General features: G+C 64.2%; 15 protein-coding genes and 2 pseudogenes. 6 read left to right on the top strand and 11 right to left on the bottom strand.

Features of this window, described 5'->3' with window-relative positions; genetic code table 11:
* Nucleotides 1-172: 172 nt before the first annotated feature.
* Nucleotides 173-439: pseudogene (locus QZ656_RS19280) on the top strand (site-specific integrase); the annotation flags it as partial.
* Nucleotides 440-557: 118 nt separating this feature from the next.
* Here QZ656_RS19280 and QZ656_RS19275 read toward each other — a convergent pair.
* The 6 genes and pseudogenes from QZ656_RS19275 to QZ656_RS19250 form a co-directional block, all read right to left on the bottom strand.
* Entirely contained in the window at nucleotides 558-857 is a 300-nt protein-coding gene (locus tag QZ656_RS19275; RefSeq protein ID WP_291994907.1) for a DUF2442 domain-containing protein, read from the bottom strand.
* Nucleotides 829-1002 carry a DUF4160 domain-containing protein gene (locus QZ656_RS19270; RefSeq protein WP_291994906.1) on the bottom strand — a complete coding sequence of 58 codons (174 nt, stop codon included), beginning with the start codon at nucleotides 1000-1002 and terminating at the stop codon, nucleotides 829-831. Before QZ656_RS19270 ends, QZ656_RS19275 begins: the two co-directional genes overlap by 29 nt.
* 251 nt (nucleotides 1003-1253) lie before the next feature.
* The gene (locus QZ656_RS19265) at nucleotides 1254-4343 is read right to left on the bottom strand and encodes an efflux RND transporter permease subunit (RefSeq protein ID WP_291994905.1); all 3090 of its coding nucleotides are present in this window, start codon (nucleotides 4341-4343) and stop codon (nucleotides 1254-1256) included.
* Nucleotides 4340-5485 (bottom strand): efflux RND transporter periplasmic adaptor subunit, encoded by a 1146-nt coding sequence (locus tag QZ656_RS19260; RefSeq protein ID WP_291994904.1) that lies wholly within the window; start codon nucleotides 5483-5485, stop codon nucleotides 4340-4342. Before QZ656_RS19260 ends, QZ656_RS19265 begins: the two co-directional genes overlap by 4 nt.
* A 346-nt stretch (nucleotides 5486-5831) precedes the next feature.
* Nucleotides 5832-8599: pseudogene (gene ppc / locus QZ656_RS19255) on the bottom strand (phosphoenolpyruvate carboxylase).
* A 114-nt stretch (nucleotides 8600-8713) separates the two neighbouring features.
* Nucleotides 8714-9646 carry a pyridoxal-phosphate dependent enzyme gene (locus tag QZ656_RS19250; RefSeq protein WP_291994903.1) on the bottom strand — a complete coding sequence of 311 codons (933 nt, stop codon included), beginning with the start codon at nucleotides 9644-9646 and terminating at the stop codon, nucleotides 8714-8716.
* A gap of 237 nt (nucleotides 9647-9883) precedes the next feature.
* Between QZ656_RS19250 and QZ656_RS19245 the strand changes: the two genes are divergently transcribed.
* Nucleotides 9884-10327, top strand: coding sequence for a cache domain-containing protein (locus QZ656_RS19245; protein WP_291994902.1), 444 nt, complete (start codon nucleotides 9884-9886; stop codon nucleotides 10325-10327).
* A gap of 114 nt (nucleotides 10328-10441) precedes the next feature.
* Here the strand turns inward: QZ656_RS19245 and ppk2 are convergent, their stop codons facing one another.
* From ppk2 to lgt, 5 genes are all read right to left on the bottom strand, one after another.
* On the bottom strand, nucleotides 10442-11560 hold the full coding sequence (ppk2, locus tag QZ656_RS19240) for a polyphosphate kinase 2 (RefSeq protein WP_291994901.1): 1119 nt from the start codon (nucleotides 11558-11560) through the stop codon (nucleotides 10442-10444).
* Nucleotides 11561-11985: 425 nt separating this feature from the next.
* Entirely contained in the window at nucleotides 11986-12156 is a 171-nt protein-coding gene (locus QZ656_RS19235; RefSeq protein WP_291994900.1) for a hypothetical protein, read from the bottom strand.
* 292 nt (nucleotides 12157-12448) lie between these two features.
* A complete protein-coding gene (locus QZ656_RS19230) occupies nucleotides 12449-12922 on the bottom strand; it encodes a VOC family protein (RefSeq protein WP_291994899.1) in 474 nt (157 codons plus the stop codon).
* Between the two features lie 50 nt (nucleotides 12923-12972).
* Nucleotides 12973-14358 carry a malonyl-CoA decarboxylase gene (locus QZ656_RS19225; RefSeq protein WP_291994898.1) on the bottom strand — a complete coding sequence of 462 codons (1386 nt, stop codon included), beginning with the start codon at nucleotides 14356-14358 and terminating at the stop codon, nucleotides 12973-12975.
* Nucleotides 14359-14397: 39 nt separating this feature from the next.
* The gene (lgt, locus tag QZ656_RS19220) at nucleotides 14398-15195 is read right to left on the bottom strand and encodes a prolipoprotein diacylglyceryl transferase (protein WP_291994897.1); all 798 of its coding nucleotides are present in this window, start codon (nucleotides 15193-15195) and stop codon (nucleotides 14398-14400) included.
* A gap of 82 nt (nucleotides 15196-15277) precedes the next feature.
* Here lgt and ilvD point away from each other — a divergent pair, with 82 nt between their 5' ends.
* The 4 genes from ilvD to QZ656_RS19200 all read left to right on the top strand — a co-directional run bounded on the left by ilvD (nucleotide 15278) and on the right by QZ656_RS19200 (nucleotide 19666).
* On the top strand, nucleotides 15278-17134 hold the full coding sequence (ilvD, locus tag QZ656_RS19215) for a dihydroxy-acid dehydratase (RefSeq protein WP_291994896.1): 1857 nt from the start codon (nucleotides 15278-15280) through the stop codon (nucleotides 17132-17134).
* Between the two features lie 10 nt (nucleotides 17135-17144).
* Nucleotides 17145-17765, top strand: a complete 621-nt coding sequence (gene rhtB, locus QZ656_RS19210; protein ID WP_291994895.1) for a homoserine/homoserine lactone efflux protein — start codon at nucleotides 17145-17147, stop codon at nucleotides 17763-17765.
* A 171-nt stretch (nucleotides 17766-17936) separates the two neighbouring features.
* Nucleotides 17937-18245, top strand: a complete 309-nt coding sequence (locus tag QZ656_RS19205; protein WP_291994894.1) for a c-type cytochrome — start codon at nucleotides 17937-17939, stop codon at nucleotides 18243-18245.
* A 170-nt stretch (nucleotides 18246-18415) separates the two neighbouring features.
* Nucleotides 18416-19666 carry a branched-chain amino acid ABC transporter substrate-binding protein gene (locus QZ656_RS19200; RefSeq protein WP_291994893.1) on the top strand — a complete coding sequence of 417 codons (1251 nt, stop codon included), beginning with the start codon at nucleotides 18416-18418 and terminating at the stop codon, nucleotides 19664-19666.
* Nucleotides 19667-19783: the final 117 nt, after the last annotated feature.

Raw genomic sequence — 19783 nt, 5'->3', positions numbered from 1 at the left:
CAACACACCTGCAGCGGAAATGATAGAAAGTCGGCGCTGACGGGACGGCGATGTCATGGGGTTTGAGGCCCAACGTTTAGTCGACACCGATTTCGGTGTATATCTCGGCGCGTGCAGGTGTATAATCCTGTCCGGCAGGCGTAAGTCGCTGATTTGCATAGGGGTGTCAGACATGAACGCCCCTAATGGCTCGCAAAACGCACCTTCTGAACCTGGGCTCCTCGACCAACTTCGAGATCGCACCCGCCTCAAGCAACACAGCATACGAACTGAGAGCCATTATGTCCACTGCGCCAAGCAGGACATTCTCTTCCACCAGAAGCGTCACCCGCGGGATATGGGTGCTGCCGACGTGGAGGCGTTTCTCACGCATCTGGCAGTCGAGGGAAACGTCGCAGCGCCAACGCAGAAGCAGGCCTTGTCGGCGTTGCTGTTCCTCCGCACACTTCGGGGTCATCCGCACTTGGGGGTCACGTCTTTCCATTTGCCTCTGATAAAAAGTGCCCACGACTTCGAGTCTAAGTGGCCTGGTCATCGGGGAAGCACTTGTAGTCAGCTCAAGGACGCACCGCTTGCGGCGCGTCCCGCTGGAGCGAAGGGCTAGCCGAACTCGCCGAAACGAGCGGAAAATTCTCCGGGTGCCGGATGGACTCGGCGGACAGATCCACATCCAGCAGTGGCCAATACAGGTGGTCCGGGCTTGGCCATTCGACGGTGGTTAGTTGCTCGATGGTGGCCTGTCGGAACCAGGGGAACTCGGAGAACGGCAAGAGAAGCTCTTCGTCGCCGAGAAGCAGCCAAAACCCGTTCTTCGAGACGTGGGTGACTTCAACCGCCAAAGTGCGTGTGCCAGGCATCGATGACCTCCTCAAGGTGGCGGGCGACGACACGCTCGGCGCCGGCCAATTCCCGCCCGGACAGCCCTGTGTGGTTGGCAAGCGCCAGGCTGGGTTGTAGCCAGAACTTGGCCTCGCCATGCGGATGGGCTACATGGATGTGCATTCTCGGCTCCTCCCGCGAAAAGAAGAAAAGCCGGTATGGGCCATCGCGGACGACTGTAGGGGCCACGCTGTCTCCTGCTGGCTGCCGTTCGTTTTAAGCACGCGCGCGGGTTTTTCCTTCTGCTTCGCTGCCCGCTTCCCCTGCCATCGTTACGATTCTTCTAACGTACGTAGTGTAAGCCGAAACAACTGCCAATGTCCTTCAGGCTGTCGCGGCTACTCGCGAACGCAACAGCGACCGCTTCGCCCCGTTCACTCCCCGGCCGTCCCCACCCCATGATTCGCCCGATGCAGCCTGCCAGCCACCCGCTTCAGCAACAACAACAAATCATCCACATAAGTAAACACCACCGGAATCACCAGCAGACTCAGCACCGTAGACGTCACCAGCCCGCCAATCACCGCAATCGCCATTGGCGATCGGAAACTCGGCTCGGCGCCGAGCCCGAGCGCGATCGGCGTCATCCCGGCGACCATGGCGATGGTGGTCATCAGGATCGGTTTGGCGCGTTTGTGGCAGGCGTCGATCAGCGCTTCGTAGCGCGCCATGCCGTGTTCGCGTCGGGCCATCACGGCGTACTCGACGAGCAGGATCGAGTTCTTGGTGACGATTCCCATGAGCATCAAGAGGCCGATCACCGACGGCATCGAGAAGCTGTTGTGCGTGACCAACAGGGCGAAGAAGGCGCCGCCGACCGACAGCGGCAGCGCGGCGAGGATCGTCGCGGGTTGCAGGAAGTCGTGGAAGAGCAGCACCAGCACGACGTAGATGAACAGCACGCCGATCAGCATCGCCGAGCCGAAGCTGCCGAAGAGTTCGGCCATGCGTTCGGCGTCGCCCGACGGCGGTCGGCTGATTCCCGGCGGCAGGCCCTTGAGTGCCGGCAGTTCGTTGGCCTCGGCGACGACAGCGCCGAGGTCGCGGCTGCCGAGTTCGACGTCGATGGTGACGTTGCGCTGGCGGTCGAGGCGGTCGATTTGCGCCGGGCCGCTGCCCATGCGGATGTCGGCGACGGTCTCGAGTGGCACCGCGCCCTTGCTGGCCGGAACGCGCAGCTGGCGGACGGCGTCGAGGTCGTGGCGCAGGCCTTCGTCGAGGCGGACGCGAATTGGGATCTGGCGCTGCGCCAGGTTGAGCTTGGGCAGGTTGGCGTCGTAATCGCCGGCGGTGGCGACGCGAATGACGCCGGCCATCGCCGCGGCGGTGACGCCGAGATCGGCGGCGCGGGCGAAGTCCGGCGTGATGTGGATTTCCGGGCGCTGCAGGCTGGCGCCCGAGGTGACGTTGCCGATTCCCTTGAGCGTGCGCAGCTCGCGGGTTACGGCCTGGCTGGCCAGGCGCAGCGCTTCGGGGTCCTCGCCGGCGAGCACCAGCTTGAGGTTTTCGCCGGTCTGGCCGGCGCCGACCGATACCCGCGCGCCGGGCAGTGCCGCCATGCGCTTGCGGATGTCGGCTTCGACGACGCTCTGCTTGGCGCGGTCGTGGCGCGAGACCAGGCTGACGTTCAGCGTTGCCTTGCGCACGTCGCTGCTGCCGCTACCCGCAAACGGACCATCATTGCCACCCGAGCTGCGGCCGACGGCGCTGAAGACGCGCGTCACTTCGGGCATTTCTTCGAGCAGCGTGCGCGCCTGCGCGGCGATGGCCAGCGTCTCCTGGAGCGTGCTGCCGGGTTGCAGTTCGATGCTCACTTTGGTCTGCGCGCGATCGGCGGCGGGGACGAAGCCGGTCGGCAGCAGCGGTAGCAGTGACAGCGAACCGACGAAGAAGACGATCGCGGCCAGTGCCGTCGTCTTGCGGTGGTGCAGGCACCAGCTTGCCGAGGCGAGGAAGCGCGTCATCAGGCGGCTGTCGGCCGGCGGCGCACCGTGCGCCTTGAGGAAGTAGGCGGCCATCATCGGCGTCAGCAGGCGCGCGACGAGCAGCGAGGCGAGCACCGCGACGGCGGCGGTGATGCCGAACTGCTTGAAGAATTTGCCGGGAACGCCGCCCATGAAGGCTGTCGGCAGGAACACCGCGACCAGCGTGAAGGTGGTGGCGATCACCGCCAGGCCGATCTCGTCGGCGGCTTCGGTGGCCGCCTCGAGCGGCGTCTTGCCCATTTGCAGGTGGCGGACGATGTTCTCGATCTCGACGATCGCGTCGTCGACCAGGATGCCGACGACCAGCGCCAGCGCCAGCAGGGTCAGCGTGTTGAGGCTGAAGTCGAGGTAATACATGGCGGCGAAGGTGGGGATGATCGACAGCGGCAACGCGGTCGCCGCAACCAGCGTCGCACGCCAGTCGCGCAGGAACCACCAGACGACGAGGATCGCCAGCAAGGCGCCTTCGTAGAGCAGTTCCATCGAGCCGTCGAAGTTGTCCTGCACCGGCGCGACGGTATTGAAGGCCTCTTCGATGTGCACCAGGGGGTTCTTCTCCTGCAGCTTGCGCACCGCCTGGCGCACGGCGTTGGCCACCGCGACTTCGCTGGCGCCCTTGATGCGCGTGACTTCGAAGCCGACCACCGGCTGGCCGTCGAGCAGCGTGATGTTGCTGCGCTCGGCGACGCCGTCACGAACCTTGGCGACGTCGCCGAGACGGACGCGGCGGCCGCCAGCGAGCGGGATCTCGAGCGCGGCGATGTCGGCGACGGTGGCCACCGCGGCCAGCGTGCGCACCGCCTGGACGCCGTTGCCGATGTCGCCGCGGCCGCCCGAGGCGTCCTGCTGCACCTGCCGCAGCGCGCTCGAAACGTCGGCGGCGGTGACGCCGAGAGCGGCCAGGCGGGCGGTGTCGAGATCGACCTGCACCTCGCGGTCTACGCCACCGACGCGCGCGACCTTGCCGACGCCCTTGACGGCGAGCATCGCCTTGGCGACGTCGTTGTCGACGAACCACGACAGCGCCTCTTCGTCGAGGCGTTCGGAGCGCAGCGCGTAGGTCAGGATGGCGCTGCCCGAGGTCGTGACCTTGGAAACCACCGGGTCGCGCATCGCCGCCGGCAGGTCGGCGCGCACCGTATCGAGCGCGTTGCGCACCTCGTTGAGCGCCACCTCGGAGTTCTTGTCGATGTTGAAGGCGACCTTGATCGACGCCGAACCGTCGGTGAGCGTCGTCGTGATGTGCTCGATGCCGCCGAGTGATGCGACCTGATCCTCGATCTTGCGCGCCACCTCGGTTTCCATCTGCGCTGGCGCGACACCTTCGTAGGTGGCGGCGATGGTGATCGTCGGCAGCTCGATATCGGGGAAGTTCTGGATTCCCAGCGAGCGGAAGCTGCTGATGCCGAGGAAGGTCAGCAGGACGAACAGCAGCAGCGCCGGAACCGGATTGCGGATCGCCCAGGCGGAAACGTTCATTGGGCGACCTTGGCCGGCGCCGCTTCGACGCGTACCGCGTCGCCGTCGTTGAGGAAGGCGCCGCCGCTGGCGACGATGCGCGAATCGGCCGGCAGCGCCGTCAGGATCTCGACCTGGCTGCCGTCGCGGCGGCCGGTGTCGACCGGCAGCTGGCGGACGATGTCGTGTTCGCCGACCGCGAAGACGTAGCTGTGGCCGTCGCGCAGGATGACCGCCGAAGCCGGCAGAACGGTCGCCGTGGTGTTGCCGCTGACGATTTCGCCGCTGGCGAACATGCCGGCGCGCGCGGCGCTGTCGAGCGGCAGGTCGACGTAAACCAGCGCCTTGCGGCTGCTCGGGTCCAGCGTCGGCGCCAGCATGCGCACGCGGCCGCTCAGCGACGAGCCGTCGGCCAGCCGCAGCTGCGCGGTCTGGCCCGGCGCGACGCTCGCCAGCTGCTCGGCCGAGACCTCGGCGCGCCATTCGAGGCGGTTGCCGCGGAGTAGGCGAAACAGTTCGTTGCCGGCCTGCACGACGCTGCCCAGCGTCGCGCTGCGGCTGCTGATGACGCCGTCGTCGGGGGCGACGATGCGCGTCTGGGCGAGGCGCACGCGCTCGCTCTGCAGCGCCGCGCTGGCCGCCGCGACCGACGCACTGGCGCTCTGCTCGGCGGTCAGGTACTGGTTGATCAGCTGCTCGGAGAAGACGCCGGTGCCCTTGACGCGGCGCGCCCGGTCGCCGTTGGCGTGGGCTTCGGCGAGGCTGGCTTTGGCCTTGGCGACGTTCGCTTCCTGCTGCGCGAGGGCGGCCTCGACGCTGTCGCGCGCGAGCTCGGCGAGCAACTGGCCGCGGCGAACGACGCTGCCGACATCGACCGCCACCTTGACGACGCGCAGGCCGCTGGTTTCGGCGGCGATCACCGCTTCCTGCCAGGGAAAAACGCCGCCGCTGACGCTGACTTGTTGCGACCAGCTGGCCTGTTGCGGCTGCACCGTGCTCACCGCCAGCGCCGTACGTTTCGCCGGCTGCGTGGCGCCAGCTTTGGCGTCGCCGCTGCTGGCGCGGTTAGCGCTGCCGGGGCCGAAACGGAAGGCCAGGAAGGCGCCGCCGACGACGAGCACGGCGGCGATCAGGATGATGGTGAGGCGTAGCGAGCGTTTCACACGGTTCTCCGGCGCCGGCATGGCAGCCGTCGCCCAGGGGTCTTGTACAGGGAAGTCCGCCACTGTACGCGGTCAGGCGGCAGGGCGGTGGCGTTCGGCGTTGTTGGTGCGTCGGCGCCTTTGCCAGGGCCTGCAGCGCCCGCCGACTGACGCTGTTGGCGCGCCGCCCGGCCGCGCTGGCGGTGCAGTAAGAGAATATCAGGCCGACATTATCGCCGCTGGCAGGTTAACGGACGTCGCGGTTTGCAAAGACAGGTAAAGACGCGGCGGCCAGCGAGTTCAACTCACCGCCGGCAGGCGAGGATGATGAGGAGGGCGGTGTTGCCGCCGCCCGCGCGGCGCTGGCTCAGCCGCTGTTGCGCAGCCCGGCGGCGATGCCGTTGATGGTGATCAGGCTGCCGCGTTGCAGGCGGATGTCGTCGTCACCGGCGCGCAGCCGGTGCAGGAGCTCGACCTGCAGATGGTTGAGCAGGTCGATGTAGGGGAAACGGTTGCGCATCGAACGCTGCAGCAGCGGGTTGTCGGCGAGCTGTTCGTCGTGGCCGCTGATCGCCAGCAGGGCTTCGCGGCTGGCGTGCCATTTCTCGCTGATGCGCGCGAAGATGTCGCGGCGCAGTTCGGCGTCGCTGACAGTTCGGCATAGCGCGAGGCGATCGCCAGATCCGACTTGGCCAGGACCATGTCCATGTTCGACAGCAGGGTGCGGGAGAAGGGCCAGCGGCGGTACATCTCCTGGAGCAGCGCCAGACCGTCGGGCCGCTCGGCGCGCCAGCGCCTGACGGCGTTGCCGAAGCCATACCAGCCTGGCAGCATCAGTCGACACTGCGCCCAGGAGAAGACCCAGGGGATGGCGCGCAGGTCTTCGATGCGCTCGGAGCTGCTGCGCGACGCGGGTCGGCTGCCGATGTTCAGCGTGGCGATTTCGAGGATCGGCGTCGATTCGCGGAAATAGCGGGTGAAACCCGGCGTTTCATAGACCAGCTGGCGATACGCCTGGAATGCCAACGTCGACAATTCCTCCATGGCCTGATGGAAGTCCCTGGTCGGCAGGCTCTCGCGGTCGTTGCCGAGCAGCGTCTCTTCGAGAGTCGCGGCGGCGAGAATTTCGAGGTTGCGGCGGCCGACTTCGGGGTTGGCGTATTTCGAAGCGATCACTTCGCCCTGCTCGGTAATCCGGATCTGGCCGGCGACGGCGCCAGCCGGCTGCGCGAGGATGGCGTCGTAGCTCGGCCCGCCGCCGCGACCGACGCTGCCGCCACGCCCGTGAAACAGGCGCAGGCGAATCGCGTGCTCGGCAAAGACTCCGGTCAGGCCGATCTCGGCCTTGTACAGTTCCCAGCCCGAGGTCAGGAAGCCGCCGTCCTTGTTGCTGTCCGAATAGCCGAGCATGACCTCGTGCTGGTCGCCGCGGGCGCTGACCAGCGCCCGGTAGGCGGGCAGCGCGAAGAGTTGCTGCATCACTGCCGGGGCGCGCTGCAGGTCGTCGATGGTCTCGAACAGCGGGATGATGTTGAGCGCCAGTTGCGGTGTTTCGCCCGGTACCAGCAGGCCGGCTTCCTTGAGCAGCAGGGCGACTTCGAGGAGGTCGGAGACGCCGTCGGTCTTCGAGATGATGCAGTTCGGCAGGGCCGTGGCGCCGTAGCGCTGGCGCAGCTCACGGGCGGCGAAGAAGATCGCCAGTTCGCCGAGCGTTTCGGCCGAATACGCGATGTGCGGCGAGTACAGCGGGCGCGGACTGGCGATCTCGTCGGTCAGCAGTTCGATCCGTGCCGCCTCGTCGAGCTGGGCGTAGTCGGCGCAGCGCTGCGCCCTGGCGAGCAGTTCGCCGACCGTGCGTGCATGCACCTCGGAGTTCTGGCGCAGGTCGATCGGCGCCAGATGGAAACCGAAGACGCCGATGGCGCGGACCAGGCTGCGCAGGCGGCCGCCGGCGACCAGTTCGGCACCATTGGCGAGCAGCGAATCGATCAGGATCTGCAGGTCGGCGACGATCTCTTCTGGCGCCGCGTAGGCGGCGGCGACGCCGACCGCGTGCTCCGGCGACTCGTGCTGGTCGAGCGCGCTGGAGGTCGCCGCCAGGCGCGCATAGATGCCGGTGAGCGCGCGTCGGTAGGGCTCGTCGAGGCGTTGGGGTGCGGCGTCCGGCGAGGCTTCGGCGAGCGCTGCGAGGGCGTCGGAGACGTCGACCAGGGTATGCGACAGCGGCAGTTCCCTGCCCAGGGCGTGGATCTCGCCCAGATAGAAATCGAAGGCGGCGATCGACTGCCGGCGGACGCTCTCACGCAGGATGTCGGCGGTGACGAAGGGGTTGCCATCGCGGTCGCCGCCGATCCAGGAACCGACCCGGAAGAAGTTCGGCAGCGCCCAGTTCTGTCCGGGGAAGGCCTCGGCGAGCTGGTCTTCGAACTGGCAATAGAGGCGTGGCAGTTCGACGAAGAAGGTTTCGTCGAAGTAGCTGATACCGTTCTTGACCTCGTCGATCACCGCCAGGCGCGTCGAACGAACCATGCGCGTGCGCCACAGCGTGAGCACGGCGCGGCGCAGCGCCAGCTCGTTGGCGGCCAGCTCGGCCGGCGTCAGGCGTCGCCGATCACGATCGTCGAGCAATCCTCTGACCTCGTGCTGGCAGTAGAGGATGCTCTTGCGGCTGACTTCGGTCGGGTGCGCCGTCAGCACCGGTGAGATCAGCGCGTGCTCGAGGCAGGAACGCAGTCGGTCGGCGCTGACGCCGGCCGCCAGCAGCCGGGAAATGGCCAGCTCCAGGCTGCCGTCGCGCGCTGGCGAAGCAATCATTTCGTGTGCTCGCCGACGGCGGACATGGTGCTCGTCTTCGGCGATGTTGGCCAGATGCAGGAAATAGGTGAAGGAGCGGATCACCGCCAGCATGGTGTCGCGTGGTAGTTCGTTGAGGATTCTCTCCAGTTCGATGCGTGCGCCTTCGTCGAGATCGCGATCGAAACGCACCGAGTTCTGGCGGATGCGCTCGACGACGTCGAAGACCTCGCTACCTTCCTGCTGGCTGACCGTGTCGCCGAGAATCCGCCCCAGCAGGCGGATGTCCTCGCGCAGGGGAAGGTCCTTGTCGCTTTCAGTGCGGCTGGAATTCGTACTCATGGTTGGCTCTTCTCGGGTGGCTGGCTGGAGCGCCAGGCGGCAGTGGTGAACGCGCCTGACGGGTGCGCGATTATAGGCTGTCCAGGCGGCTTGCCTGCGCCCGCAACACGCCGTTCAGCTGGCCTTGTCCCGGTTGGCTGCTGACCATTCGCGGATCTGGTCGATGGTCGCGGTGGCGCCGCCGCAGACGATGAAGAGGACCGTGGCCAAGCCCTGGAGTTCCGGTGCGGCGTCGTAGGCCAGCGACAGGCTGGCGCCGCAGGCCGGCTCGACGAGTAGCCGGTGGTCGGCGAGAAAGCGTTCGCAGGCGCTGAGCGCGGCACCGTCGGAGACCACCAGGCTGTCGATCGGATGCTCCTTCGACCACTGAAACGCCTGCTCGCAGACGCGCTTGGCGCCGAGCGAGGTGGCGATGCTGGTGATCTTTTCGAGTTCGACCAGCCGCCCCGCTTGTCGCGAGCGATTGAACGAGGCCGCGCCTTCGGTTTCGACGGCGATCACCGGGATATGTCCGAGGCCGTTGCGATGCAGGCCTTCGATGACGCCGCAGAGCAGCCCGCCGCCGCCCACCGACAGCACGATGGCATCCGGGGCCAGGGTCGAACTGGCCAGCTCGTCGATCAGGCTGGCATGGCCGTGCCACAGCAGGGGGTCGTCAAAGGGGTGCACAAAGGCGTCCGACTCTTCGATCATCGACAGCGCGCGGATGTTCGCCTCGTGCCAGGAGTCGCCATGAACGATGATTTCCGCGTCTTCCTGCCGCAACAACTCACGCGCCCGCGCCGAGGTCGTTTCCGGTACCACGACGGTGACCGGGATCGACAGGCGGCGGCCGGCGTAGGCGACTGCCAGGCCGGCATTGCCGCCCGACGAGGAAACGAAGCGCCGCGCGCCGCGCCGGCTGTACTCCTCACAGGCGGCACCGATGCCGCGAATCTTGAACGAACCGGGTGCTTGCAGTGCTTCCAGCTTGAGCCACACCGAACAGCGGGCGGCGCGACTCAGTGGGCGCGATTCGAGCAGCGGCGTGGCGATGTGCAGTGGCATTCTGAGCGGGCTTTCCTGGCGCGAGCGACAGTCGATGGTAAACAGCTGCCGCGGCGATGTGCAAGCGTGACGAAGCGAATCCTGCGACACGGCCGCCGGCACGGCATTTGAACTACTGGCCGTGCTTGTTCGTCGGGCTTATTTTTTTGTTACCATTCTTTACGAGGGGTTTTCTCCCTCGCCTGCGCGCTTGTCGCAGGTGCTTGTAGTCCGCTAATCTTCATGAGGAGAGTATCGATGCTACGCAAATTTGCAATGCTGTCAGCAATCGCCGTTTTCGCGATGGCAGGTAGTGCCTGGGCAGGCGAATACGGCTCGCCAGCCGAAGCGAAAGCCATGCTCGAAAAGGCAATCGCCGCGGTCAATGCCAACAAGGCCAAGGCGCTCGAGATGTTCACCAAGGGCGAAGGAGGGTTCAAGGACAGAGACCTCTATCCCTACTGTGGGGGCCCTGACGGCAACTTCACCGCGCATCCGTCGCTGGTCGGCAAGAGCCTGAAGGATCTCAAGGACAAGGCCGGCAAGCCGCTCGGCGTCGACGTTTACGCGGCCGCCAAGGACGGGGTGATTGTCGAGGTTTCCTACATGTGGCCGCGCCCGGGCCAGACCGATCCGGTGAACAAGGTGGTCTACGTCACCAAGGTCGGCGACCAGGTGTGTGCGGTCGGTTATTACAAATAGCGCAGGCGGCGACCGCCCGACGATAGTGCGCCGCAGCGATCGCCATGTGCAAAAAACCCCGCCGTAGCGGGGTTTTTTTTCGGGGTGAAGTCGGTCCGTTTGGTGCTCGGAACCTCAGTACACCTCGGGAATGAAGGTCTGGTCCGACATCGGCGGCCGCACATAGCCGGTTTCTTCCTGCCGCGGCGGCAGGACGATCGCCTCGGGTGTCAGATCCTCATAGTCGATCATGTTGAGCAGGTGCGTGATGACGTTCAGGCGGGCGCGCTTCTTGTCGTCGCCGTCGACGACAAACCACGGCGCTTGCTTGATGTCGGTGTGCGCGAACATATTGTCCTTGGCGCGTGAGTATTCGACCCAGCGGGCGCGCGATTGCAGGTCCATCGGGCTGAGCTTCCACTGCTTTTCCGGGTGGAAAATGCGTTTCTGGAAACGGCGCTCCTGCTCCTCGTTGCTGACCGAGAACCAGTATTTGATGAGGATGATGCCGCTGCGGACGAGCATGCGCTCGAACTCGGGGCAACTGCGCAGGAACTCGCGGTATTCCTCGTCGGTGCAAAAGCCCATCACGCGTTCGACGCCAGCCCGGTTGTACCAGCTGCGATCGAAGAGGACCATTTCGCCGCCAGCGGGCAGGTGCTGGACGTAGCGCTGGAAATACCACTGGCCCGTTTCCCGGTCGGTCGGTGCCGGCAGAGCGGCGACACGCGTGACGCGCGGGCTGAGGCTCTCGGTGATGCGCTTGATCGTGCCGCCTTTGCCGGCGGCGTCGCGTCCCTCGAAGAGAACGACGACTTTCAATTTCTTGAACTTGATCCACTCCTGCAGCTTGACCAGCTCGACTTGCAGGGTCGACAGCGCCTTCTCGTAGTTCTTCGTCTTGAGCGGCTTCTTGCGCGTGCTTTTGACGCTTTCGGTCTCGCGGTTTTTGTCCTTGTCGGCGGCTTCCGGTTTGCTTTCGGCAGGTTTTTCTTTTGCCGCTTTCTGCTCCTTGGCCTTTTCCGGCTTCGCCGCTGCCTTTGTTTCCTGGGCCTTGGCTGTGGCTTTGGCTGCCGCCGGTTTTGCTTCTTCGGCCTTGCTTGAGGCCTTGGCAGCCGCCGGTTTTGGCGTGGCTTTGGCTGGCGTGGCCGTCGGCGCTACGGGCGCAACGGTCTTCCCCTCGGTCACGTCTTCAGCCTTCGCTTGATTGCCTTCCGGTACAACTTCCTCTTGGGCGGGTGTGTTTTCGCTCATTTATGCCTCCTTGGTGTGGCCAAAAAATCGGTAGGTGATTCAAGTGCATCCTGGCAAGAAAGCGTGACTGCTCGAAGGGGACGCTGTCCTTGCCGGCGACACCGGAACAATTGTCGTGGCAGAAAACAGACGGCGGCTGCCGTCGGCCTCGACACGGTTTGTCCGAGCCGCTTACGGCTCCGTGAACGAGCGAGACGTAGGGATTTCTTTGCCGTTTGAGTCGCGTCCGCGGCTCAAGGAGCTCAATTCTCCACTGGCGCGAGAAGGGCCGGGGTGAGGCGGGGAATTCAGGGAGCCTGCTCCCTGCCCGGCGAACGATTCCAGCGTGTAAGCCGGAATGCGCACTGCAAGTGAGAGGGCTGCAGGCATGATTTTCATGATCCGGGCTGCATCGTGTGCCAGGTGGGCCATCACGCTTCTGCGCCTTATGCCACGTTCCGGACGAACGCTGGCGTGTGCCTGCGGCTCAGTCGGAAGAGCGCTGCGCCGACGACTTCGTGGGCGACCATTTCGGGGCTTGGCGCACGCCTGCCGGCGAGCGCTGCCGCCTGCAGGCGGCGACTGGACCATTCAAGGCCGTCCGGAATGGTTGGCATGTTTCTTTTTCCCTTTGCGCCAGAATGGCCGTGGTCGGCAATTATCGTTTATTTTTCCGCAAAAATGAACATTGCTGCGCACGAAACGTGCAGAGGCGTGGCGGTGTCCCGGAACGTTTGCTGAGGGGCGTTCTGGCTGCTGGACAGTTCAGGGGGCAGGCGGCGCGGACAGCAAGGGGTTTCTGGTCCGGCGCGGCGCGGTTGTCCGTTTGCCTGGGGGCCGCTGGGAGCGGTGGCAAAGGGCAAAGAAACGAGCGCCCGGCCGGCGGCCGGGCGCTCGTCAATACGGCGTTCAGGCGAGTTTGGCGAAAGCCTCAACGACGGCTGGCGGTGCCTGGACCAGCTCGATCAGCACACCTTCGCCGGAGATCGGGAACTCGGCATTGGCTTTCGGATGCAGGAAGGTGATGTCAAAGCCGGCAGCGCCCTTGCGGATGCCGCCCGGTGCGAAGCGAACGCCGTTGGCGCTCAGCCACTCGACCGCCGTCGGCAGGTCGTCGATCCACAGACCGATGTGATTGAGCGGCGTGGTGTGTACGGCGGGTTTCTTCTCGGGGTCGACGGGTTGCATCAGGTCGACTTCGACCTTGAACGGGCCGCTGCCCATCGCGGCGATGTCTTCATCGACGTTTTCACGTTCGCTGACGAAGTTGCCGGTGATTTCGAGGCCGAGCATGTCGATCCACAATTTACGCATTTTCATTTTGTCGGGACCGCCGATGGCGATTTGCTGGATACCTAGGACTTTGAAGGGGCGTTGGCTCATGAAGTGTTCTTTCTCTGTAGCAGGGAGGGAAAAGTTCTGGCGGCGCGATCTCAGTCGCGAGCAGAACGACGTAGAGCGGTAGCGGCTGCAATTTCGCCACCGCGGGAAAACGCTTCGACGTTTTCTTCGATGGTATCAGGGTCGTATACATAATTGACCATCAGGCCATACGATTGCTGGCTGCCGCGTGCCGAGGTGTCGGCCAGGTAATTGAGGCGCTCGATGCGTGCGCCGTTGCCGAGATGGAAGCGGGCGACCGGATCGTAAGGCTGGTCACCCTTGCTGGCGGTCAGCAGGTAGCGCGCGGCAAGGCGTGTCAAGCCATGTTGCAGGGCTTGCGCCAGTCGTTGGTCAGCGGCCCAGCGATCGACCGACAGCAGCTTGGCGAGGTCATCGGCGCTGGTAATTGCGGTCATCTCGGGCAACAAACGGCGATTGATACGCTCCAGGTCGGCGTCGCTGAACGCCTTCCGCCAGGCGTCAGGGTTCTTTTCGGCCCAGCGCCGGAAGGTCGGCAGCGGCGAAAGCGTCGCAAAACTGTCGAGGCGCGGATAGTCACGTTTGAGATCGTCGACCACCCGCTTGAGCAGGAAATTGCCGAACGAGACGCCGCGCAGGCCGAGCTGAGTGTTGGAGATCGAATAGAAGATCGCGGTACTCGCCCGTTGCGCATCGAACACCGGCGCATGCTCGTCAAGCAGCGTCTGGACGTTGTCGGCGAGGTGCTCGGTCAGCGCAACTTCGACGAAGATCAGCGGCTCCATCGGCATCCGTGGATGGAAAAAAGCGTAGCAGCGGCGATCGGAATCGAGTCGATTCTTCAGGTCGCTCCACGAGCGGATTTCATGCACGGCCTCGTACTGGATCAACTTTTCCAGTAGCACCGCCGGTGAGTTCCAGGTAATGCGTTGCAGTTCGAGAAAGCCGACGTCGAACCAGGCGCCGAGCCGCGACTCGAGCTCGCGGTCAAGCGAGCGCAGGGCGGGATCCTTGTCGAGGTAGCGCAGCAGGTCGGCGCGCAGGTCGACGAGGAATTTGACGCCCTGCGGCAAGGCGTTGAATTGCGTCAGAATGCGCAGTCGCGACGAGCGCATGGCATTGCGTAAGGCCGATTCGGCTTGCCATTGCTGGTCGCTGCCGATGGCCGCCTGATACGCCACGTGCGCCTGGTCGACGCATTGCGGATCCGGGCCGAAGTCGTTGGCAATGCTGCTCAGGAAGGTGGCGCGACCTTCGTCATTGAGATGCTGGTAGGTTTCGGCGAGGAGCGCGGCACGCTGCCTGACCGAAACCTCGCCGCCAACGCCACTGGCGCATTCTTTAAGCAGTTCGCGAACGCGTCCCAGGTGTTTGCCCTCGAGCTCGCGTGGGCCGGTACCATCGCCGAGGAATTTGCGCACCCGGCGCAGCCCCCGGACAACAAAGCCTTCCGACATTCTTATCTCCTCCGTCCCGCGGCAAGCCGCACGTCCAACTCAGACGCGCTGGCGATGGGCGAGAACGACAAAAATCAGGCCAGCCATGACCATCGGCAGCGATAGCCACTGCCCCATGCTGACGGTGTATGAGAGCCCGAGGATACCATCATCGGGTGAACGGAAATACTCGGCGACCCAGCGCAGGCTGCCGTAGCCGACGAGGAATACCCCGGAAACGGCGCCGCGTGGTCGCGCCCGCCCTGAATAAAACCACAGGAGTGTAAACAGGACGAGGCCTTCGAGGCCGGCCTGGTAGATTTGCGAGGGATGGCGCGGCAGTTGGTCGACCAATGGAAAAATCATCGCCCACGGCAAGGACGGATCAGCCACCCGGCCCCACAGTTCGCCGTTGATGAAGTTGCCGACGCGTCCGGCAGCCAGGCCGAGCGGCACCAGCGGCGCGATGAAATCGGTGATTTCGAGCCAGGTCTTGCCGGTCTTGCGCGCGTACAGCCACATCGCGACGAGGACGCCGAGGAAGCCGCCGTGAAAAGACATGCCACCCTGCCAGACGGCGAGAATCTGCAAGGGGTGCGCTAGGTAGTACGCCGGCTGGTAGAACAGCACTTCGCCCAGGCGGCCGCCGGCAATCACGCCAAGGACGCCGTAGAACAGCAGGTCGTCGAGTTGTTGCACGCTCCAGCCGCTGCTCGACAACTGCGGATGCGTCAGGATGCGGTGCCGACCGAGCCACCAGAACTGGAAAAACGCGGCCAGGTACATCAGTCCGTACCAGTGGACTTTCAGGGGGCCGAGCGAAATGGCGACAGGGTCGAACTGGGGATGGATCAACACGGCACGAACACCACGGGGCTTTCGGATAGAATCGCGATTATATCGCGCCACTCCTGGGCGTGTTCTGGACTGGAGATTGCTGATGCCCGACTATCGTTCCCGCACCTCGACGCACGGTCGCAACATGGCTGGTGCGCGCGCCCTGTGGCGAGCTACCGGCATGAAGGACGGCGATTTCGGCAAGCCGATCATCGCCGTCGTCAACTCGTTTACGCAGTTCGTTCCGGGCCACGTACACCTCAAGGATATGGGGCAACTGGTGGCGCGCGAGATCGAGGCGGCCGGCGGGATCGCCAAGGAGTTCAACACCATCGCCATCGATGATGGCATCGCCATGGGGCACGACGGCATGCTTTATTCGCTGCCGTCGCGTGACCTGATCGCCGATTCAGTTGAGTACATGGTCAATGGGCACTGCGCCGACGCCATGGTCTGCATCTCGAACTGCGACAAGATCACGCCGGGGATGCTGATGGCGGCGATGCGCGTGAACATCCCGACGATCTTCGTTTCCGGTGGCCCGATGGAAGCCGGCAAGGTTGACTGGGGTGGCAAGGTGATTGCCATCGATCTCGTCGATGCGATGGTCAAGGGCGGCGACAGCAATTGTTCCGACGAAGAGGTCGACTCCTTCGAACGCTCGGCCTGCCCGACCTGCGGTTCGTGTTCCGGGATGTTTACCGCCAACTCGATGAACTGTCTGACCGAGGCGCTTGGTTTTTCGCTCCCGGGCAATGGCACGCTGCTCGCTACCCACGCTGACCGTAAGGAGCTTTTTCTCAAGGCCGGGCGGCAGATCGTCGAGATGTGCCGCCGCTATTACCAGCACGACGACGCTTCGGTGCTGCCGCGTTCGATTGGCAGTTTCGAGGCCTTCGAGAACGCCATGACGCTCGATGTGTCGATGGGCGGCTCGACCAACACCGTGTTGCACATCCTGGCGGCGGCGCAGGAGGGTGGGGTGAGCTTCACCATGGACGACATCGACCGTGTTTCGCGCAAGGTACCCTGTCTGGCCAAGGTGGCACCGGCGACGCCGGACTACCATATCGAGGATGTGCACCGTGCCGGCGGCATTTTCGCCATTCTCGGCGAGCTCGACCGCGCCGGCCTTATTCATCGCGATCGGCCGACGGTGCACGCGACGACGCTCGGCGAGGCGATCGACCGTTGGGACGTGCTGCGCAATCCGGCGACGGAACTGGTCGACTTCTTCAGGGCGGCGCCAGGTGGCATCCCGACACAGACGGCGTTCTCGCAGAAGCGGCGCTATCCCGAGCTGGACCTGGATCGTGCGCACGGCTGCATTCGCAATCTCGCCAATGCCTATTCGCAGGACGGCGGTCTGGCTGTCCTCTATGGCAATCTGGCGACCGATGGCTGCATCGTGAAGACCGCCGGCGTCGATGAAAGTATTTGGGTTTTCTCCGGCAAGGCACGCGTTTTCGAGAGTCAGGATGACGCTGTGCAGGCGATTCTCGGCGATCAGGTGGTCGCCGGAGACGTCGTCGTGATTCGCTACGAAGGTCCGAAAGGCGGTCCGGGCATGCAGGAAATGCTCTATCCGACGTCGTACCTGAAGTCCAAGGGTCTGGGGAAGGCGTGTGCCTTGCTGACTGATGGCCGCTTTTCCGGTGGCACTTCGGGCTTGTCGATCGGGCACGCTTCGCCGGAGGCGGCGGAAGGCGGTGCCATCGGTCTGGTTGAAGAGGGTGATCTGATCGAGATCGACATTCCCGGTCGGCGCATTCACCTGGCGATCGCCGATTCCGAGCTGAGCAGGCGTCGCGCCGCGATGGACGCGCGCGGCGAATCTGCCTGGCAGCCGGCAGCGCCGCGCGCGCGGTTTGTATCGCAAGCCCTGCAGGCGTACGCCTTGATGGCGACGTCGGCGGCGACCGGTGCGGTGCGTGATCTGAAGCAATTGACGAGGCGTTGATCGACCGCCGATGGCTTTCGATCTCTGGCTCGGCTTTCTGCTGGCGGCGATCCTGATCTCGGTCACTCCCGGCCCGGGCGCGGTGACCAGCATGAGCGCCAGTGTGCAGTACGGTTACCGGCTAGCGCTGCGGGCGATTGTCGGCTTGCAGGCCGCGCTGCTGATCCAGCTGGCGATCGTCGCCGCCGGACTCGGCGCGCTGCTGGCCACTTCGCCCTTCGCCTTCGACTTGCTCAAGAGCGCCGGCGCCGCCTATCTGATCTGGCTCGGCATCCAGAAATGGCGGGCGCCGGTCACCGGCATCGATCAACAAACGGCGCTGCCGGGACGCCCTGAAGGCCTTTTCGTTCAGGGCCTGCTGGTCAATCTGAGCAACCCCAAGGCGATCCTCTTTATCGCCGCGTTGGTGCCGCAGTTTGTCGATCCAGCAACTTCGCAGTGGCCGCAGTTTGCGCTGATCGGCATCACCATGTGCACCGTAGACACGCTGGTGATGTCCGGCTACGCGCTGCTGGTGTGGCGTTTGCGCCGCTGGCTGCGCGACGCGCGGGCCGTGCGCATGCAGAATCGTCTTTTCGGTGGTTTTTTCATCACCGTTGGCGTCGTGCTGCTGGCCTCGGGTCGCCGCTGATGCCCGCCTCCTCGCTGACTGGCTGCGCCGCGTGTCAACGATCTGCCTGCTTGGTGCGTTATGCCGGGAACGTTTGCAATACGGGCGATTTGTCTCAGCAGGCTTTGCAAGCGGGCCAAACTGAAATAATATCGGGACGTTCCAAACCACCTTTCTGAACGGAGTAAGAGCATGAAAGCAATCTATGTGAGCCTTCTGGCTGCCGCCGGCGTGATGTTTGCCGGCGCCGTCCAGGCCGAAGACGCCGAGGCGCTGGCCAAGTCCAAGAACTGCCTGACTTGCCACCAGGTGGACAAGAAGGTCGTTGGTCCGGCGTACAAGGATGTGGCCAAGAAGTACACCGCCAAGGACGAGCCGATGCTCGCCGAAAAGATCATCAAGGGCGGTAAGGGCACCTGGGGTCCGGTGCCGATGCCACCGAACAAGGTGACGCCCGAGGAGGCCAACACGCTGGCCAAGTGGATCCTCAGCCTGAAGTGATCGCTGAATGCAAAAACCGGCCTGTGGCCGGTTTTTTTTTTGTCGTTTGTTCTTTACGAAGGTTGGATATGCATCCCGGCAGCGAATATGCGTGTTGACAACGCCAGGATGTGCTCCGACAATCGGCCGTTCGCTAGCCCAATACAAACACAATATCGGAGATGAAAGCTATGAACCACGTACGTATACCTGGTGTGCTCGTCGTTCTCGCCGCGTCTGTGGCGCTCATTGGTTGTGGCAAGAAGGAAGAGCCGAAAGCGGCGGCTCCGGCGCCAGTCGCGGCCGCGGCAGCGGCGCAGCCGACGATGGTCGTCAAAATTGGTCACGTCGCACCGCTGACCGGGCCGATCGCCCACCTTGGCAAGGACAACGAGAACGGTGCTCGTCTGGCTGTCGACGATGCCAATGCGCAGAAGATCGTCATCGACGGCAAGCTGATTACCTTTGAACTGCTCGGTGAGGACGATCAGGCCGACCCGAAAACCGGTACGGTCGTCGCCCAGAAGTTGGTTGATGCGAAAGTCGCCGGCGTCGTCGGTCACCTGAACTCGGGCACCACGATCCCGGCGTCGGCAATCTACAACCAGGCTGGTTTCCCGCAAATCTCGCCGTCGGCGACCAATCCGAAGTACACGCAGCAGGGCTTCAAAACGGCTTTCCGGGTGATGGCCAACGACGTTCAACAAGGTTCGGTGGTCGGTACCTACGCCGCCAAGGACATGCACGCCAAGAAGATCGCCATCATCGACGACCGTACGGCGTATGGTCAGGGGCTGGCGGACGAGGTCGAGAAGGCCGCCGTCGCCAACGGTGCGACCGTCGTTGCGCGTGAGTTCACCAACGACAAGGCGATCGACTTCAAGGCTATTCTGACCAAGATCAAAGCCAAGAATCCCGATGTGATCTTCCTCGGCGGCATGGACGCGGTTGGTGGCCCGATGCTCAAGCAGATGAAGGAACTTGGCATCAAGGCCAAATTCACCACCGGTGACGGTGGCTGCTCGCCGGAGCTGATCAAACTTGCCGGCGCTGCCTCCGAAGGCGTGATTTGTACGCAAGCCGGATTGCCGGTCGACAAGCTGCCGAACGGCCAGAAGTTTGTGGCTGATTTCACCAGCAAGTACGGCCCGATCCAGATCTATTCGCCGTACAGCTATGACGCAGTGATGGTCCTGATCGACTCCATGAAACGTGCCAACTCGGTTGACCCGGCCAAATATCTGCCCGAGGTCGGCAAGACCGCCTACAACGGCGTTACCGGCAAGATCGAGTTCGACGAAAAGGGTGACATCAAGAACGGTGCCATTACGGTTTTCGAGATCAAGGATGGCAAGCTGGTCACTCTGAAGAGCGAAGGCGGTTCGACCGCTGCTGCCGCGGCGCCGATGCCGGCGGCCGCACCCGCTACGGAAGAAAAGTAGTAGGCGGGCATTTGCCTGCCGAGGGAATGGCGCCGGTGGCGTCGTTCCCTTGCTTTTCCTGCATCCGCATAATCGTTCAGCATGAACTGGGCGTAGCGCCGGCATGTCCGATTGCTG

The organism is Candidatus Accumulibacter sp. ACC003 (assembly GCF_907163085.1).
Taxonomy (GTDB): Bacteria; Pseudomonadota; Gammaproteobacteria; order Burkholderiales; family Rhodocyclaceae; genus Accumulibacter.
The sequence above is the reverse complement of the archived record's forward strand: the minus strand, read 5'-3'. Positions and strand labels throughout refer to the sequence as shown.